Here is a 3313-nt window from a genome sequence, read left to right on the forward strand (position 1 = left end):
GAACGTGCCCGGCCCCGCGCTGCTCGACCGCGAGGGCGCGGGGCCGGGCACGTTCGTGGAGGACAAGGGGCGCGCCATCGCCGTCCACACACGCCGGGCGGACGACCCCCGGGGCACGTTCGAGCGCCTGCGCGCCCCGCTGTACGCGCTGGCCGAGCGCCACGGGCTGATCGTCGAACCGGGCCGCCTGGTCCTGGAGCTGCGCCCGCCGGGCATGGACAAGGGGGTGGCGCTGGAGCAGTACGTACGGGAGTCCGGCGCGGGCGCGGTCCTGTACGCCGGGGACGACCTGGGCGACCTCGCCGCGTACGCCGCCGTCGGCGAACTCCGCGCCGGCGGGCTCCCCGGCGTCCTCGTTTGCAGCGCCGCCTTCTCTGGCGAGGGCGCGGAAGAACTCGCCGAGCAAGCGGACCTGGTGGTGGACGGCCCCCAGGGCGTCGTCGCCCTGATCGACTCCCTCACCAACACGCTGACGCGCTGACGCGAGGACGCGAGGACGCGCTGAGGCGCGCCGCGGATGGGGCCGCCCGGCCCGCGACGGGACGCACCCGGCGAACCACGGTCCGGCCCCCGTCGTGGGCAACGCGCCCACCCCGCGCCGGGGCGCGCCCGATGAGCCACGGTTCGGCCCCCCGTTGGGCGCGGGCCCACGCCGGGACGGGAACGCGCCCACGCCGGGACGGGGGGCGCGGGCCCACCGAAACGGGGACCCGCCCGCGGAGCGGGGAACGCTCTGTGTGAGTGGACTAGACCTCTGCCCCCGTCGGGGGCGACACTGTGCGGGTGGAGAACGTCATCGCCCTCGACGTGGGCGGCACCGCCATGAAGGCCGCACTCGTAGCCCCAGACGGCACGCTGCTGCACGAGACGCGCCGCCCGACCGGCCGCGACCGCGGCCCTGAGGCCGTCGTCGCGTCGATCCTCGACTTCGCGGCCGACCTGCGCCGCACCGCCCAGGAGCGCCTGGGCGAGCCCCCCGCCGCGGCGGGCGTGGCGATTCCGGGGATCGTCGACGAGACCGAGGGCATCGCCGTGTACGCGGCCAATCTCGGCTGGCGCGACCTCCCGCTGCGCGGCCTGCTCACCGACGCGCTCGGCGGCCTCCCCGTGGCCCTCGGCCACGACGTCCGCACCGGCGGCCTCGCCGAGGGCCGTCTCGGCGCGGGCCGCGGCGCCGACCGTTTCCTGTTCATGCCGCTGGGCACGGGCATAGCGGGCGCCATCGGCATCGAGGGCCGCATCGAATCCGGCGCGCACGGCTGCGCGGGCGAGATCGGCCACATCGTCGTACGCCCCGGCGGCCCCGCCTGCGGCTGCGGGCAACGCGGCTGCCTGGAGACGCTCGCCTCCGCCTCCGCCGTCTCCCGCGCCTGGGCCGCCGCCGGGGGCGACCCGGACGCCGACGCGGCCGACTGCGCGAAGGCTGTCGAGTCCGGCGACCCGCGCGCCCGCGCGGTCTGGCGGGAGGCGGTCGACGCGCTCGCCGACGGCCTGGTCACCGGCCTCACCCTGCTCGACCCCCGCACCCTGATCATCGGCGGCGGCCTGGCCGAGGCGGGCGAGACGCTGTTCGCGCCGCTGCGCGCCGCGGTCGAGGCGCGGATCACGTTCCAGAAAACCCCCCACATCGTGCCGGCCGCCCTCGGGGACACCGCCGGCTGCCTGGGCGCAGGGCTGCTCGCCTGGGATCTTCTCTCCGCGGAGGTAACCGCCTGATGGTGGCTCGCAAGGCTCGTATGGTTCTCAGCGGCGCGCGTGTGGTGCTGCCGACCGGCGTGGTCGAGGACGGCCGCGTCACGGTCGAGGGCTCCGCGATCGCCGGGAACGTGCCGGACGACCGGCAGGCGACCGCGTACGAACTGCCGCGCGACCACTGGGTCGTGCCCGGCTTCGTCGACCTCCACGTGCACGGCGGTGGCAGCGCGTCCTTCTCCGCCGGTACGGCCGAGGAGGCGCTCACCGCCATCGGCACGCATCGCCGCCACGGCACGACCACGACCGTCGCCTCCACCGTCACCGGCGACCTGGACGAGCTCGCCCGGCAGGCCTCCGCGCTGTCCGAACTGGTCGAGCAGGGCGACCTGGCGGGCCTGCACTTCGAGGGCCCGTTCATCTCCCACCACCGCTGCGGCGCGCACGAGCCCTCGCTGCTGCGCGACCCGGACCCCGCCGACGTGCGGAAGCTGGTCGACGCGGCGCGCGGCACCGCCCGGATGATGACGCTCGCGCCCGAACTGCCCGGCGGCCTGGACTCCGTACGGCTGCTGGCCGACCACGGCGTGATCGCTGCGGTCGGCCACACCGACGGCTCGTACGACACGACGCGCGCCGCCATCGACGCGGGAGCGACCGTGGCGACGCACCTGTTCAACGCGATGCCGCCGCTCGCGCACCGCGCGCCGGGGCCGATCGCCGCGCTGCTGGAGGACGAGCGGGTCAGCGTGGAGCTGATCAACGACGGCGTCCATCTGCACCCGGCCGTCCTGGAGTTGGCGTTCCATCGCGCGGGCGCCTCCCGCGTCGCGCTCGTCACCGACGCGATGGGCGCGGCCGGCAGCGGGGACGGCTTCTACCCGCTCGGCGGCCTCGAGGTCGAGGTCAAGGACGGTGTGGCCCGGCTGGTGGAGGGCGGCTCGATCGCCGGTTCGACGCTGACCCTGGACACCGCCTTCCGGCGGGCCGCGACGATCGACCGGATCCCGGTCGAGCAGATCGTGGAGGCCGTCTCGGCCAACCCGGCGCGGCTGCTGGGCGTGGCCGACCGCGTGGGCTCGCTGGAGCCGGGCAAGGACGCGGATCTGGTGGTGCTGGACGGGGAGTTCCGCCTGGTCGGCGTCGCCCGCAAGGGAGAATGGGTGGTTACGCCCGAGCTTCACTGATTCGACATGCGGTTGTGACCGCGGTGGGCGGCCCTCAGGTCTGGGCCGACCGCCGCGGTTTTGGCATGATCGCCTCGCACAGTCCATACGCGGGGAGGGGGACCGGTGATCCTCACGGTCACGCTCAACGCCGCCCTCGACATCACCTACCGTGTGCCGAGCCTGCGCGCCCGCACCGCGCACCGCGTGGCCGAGGTGGCCGAACGGGCGGGCGGCAAGGGCCTGAACGTGGCGCGGGTGCTCGCCGCCCTCGGTCACCGGGCCGTGGTCGCGGGCTTCGCCGGCGGGGCCACGGGGGAGGCGCTGCGGGGGCTGATGGCGGCGGACGGCGCCGAGGCCTTCCCCAGGGCCTCCCGGGCGTCCGGAGCGTCCCCGGCTGCCGAGGCCTCCGGGGCCTCCAAGGCCGCTGACAACGATGCCGCGCCGCTCCTCAC

4 protein-coding genes are annotated in these 3313 nt (G+C 75.9%); all 4 read left to right on the forward strand.

Features of this window, described 5'->3' with window-relative positions:
- The coding region (locus AOK16_RS15515; protein WP_240483585.1) for a trehalose-phosphatase at window positions 1-481 on the forward strand (481 nt) is incomplete at its 5' end.
- A gap of 302 nt (window positions 482-783) precedes the next feature.
- The gene (locus tag AOK16_RS15520) at window positions 784-1716 is read left to right on the forward strand and encodes an ROK family protein (protein ID WP_055472833.1); all 933 of its coding nucleotides are present in this window, start codon (window positions 784-786) and stop codon (window positions 1714-1716) included.
- Window positions 1716-2879 (forward strand): N-acetylglucosamine-6-phosphate deacetylase, encoded by a 1164-nt coding sequence (gene nagA, locus AOK16_RS15525; protein WP_055472834.1) that lies wholly within the window; start codon window positions 1716-1718, stop codon window positions 2877-2879. Before AOK16_RS15520 ends, nagA begins: the two co-directional genes overlap by 1 nt.
- A 105-nt stretch (window positions 2880-2984) precedes the next feature.
- Window positions 2985-3313, forward strand: a 329-nt coding sequence (locus AOK16_RS15530) for a PfkB family carbohydrate kinase (RefSeq protein ID WP_240483586.1), incomplete at its 3' end; no start/stop codon positions are given.

It is taken from the genome of Streptomyces pathocidini (genome assembly GCF_001418495.1).
GTDB lineage: Bacteria > Actinomycetota > Actinomycetes > Streptomycetales > Streptomycetaceae > Streptomyces > Streptomyces pathocidini.

What these genes read in the sequence shown, in the direction of transcription:
- nagA (WP_055472834.1), top strand. Translation starts at nt 1,716, where the DNA reads ATGGTGGCTCGCAAGGCTCGTATGGTTCTCAGCGGCGCGCGTGTGGTG.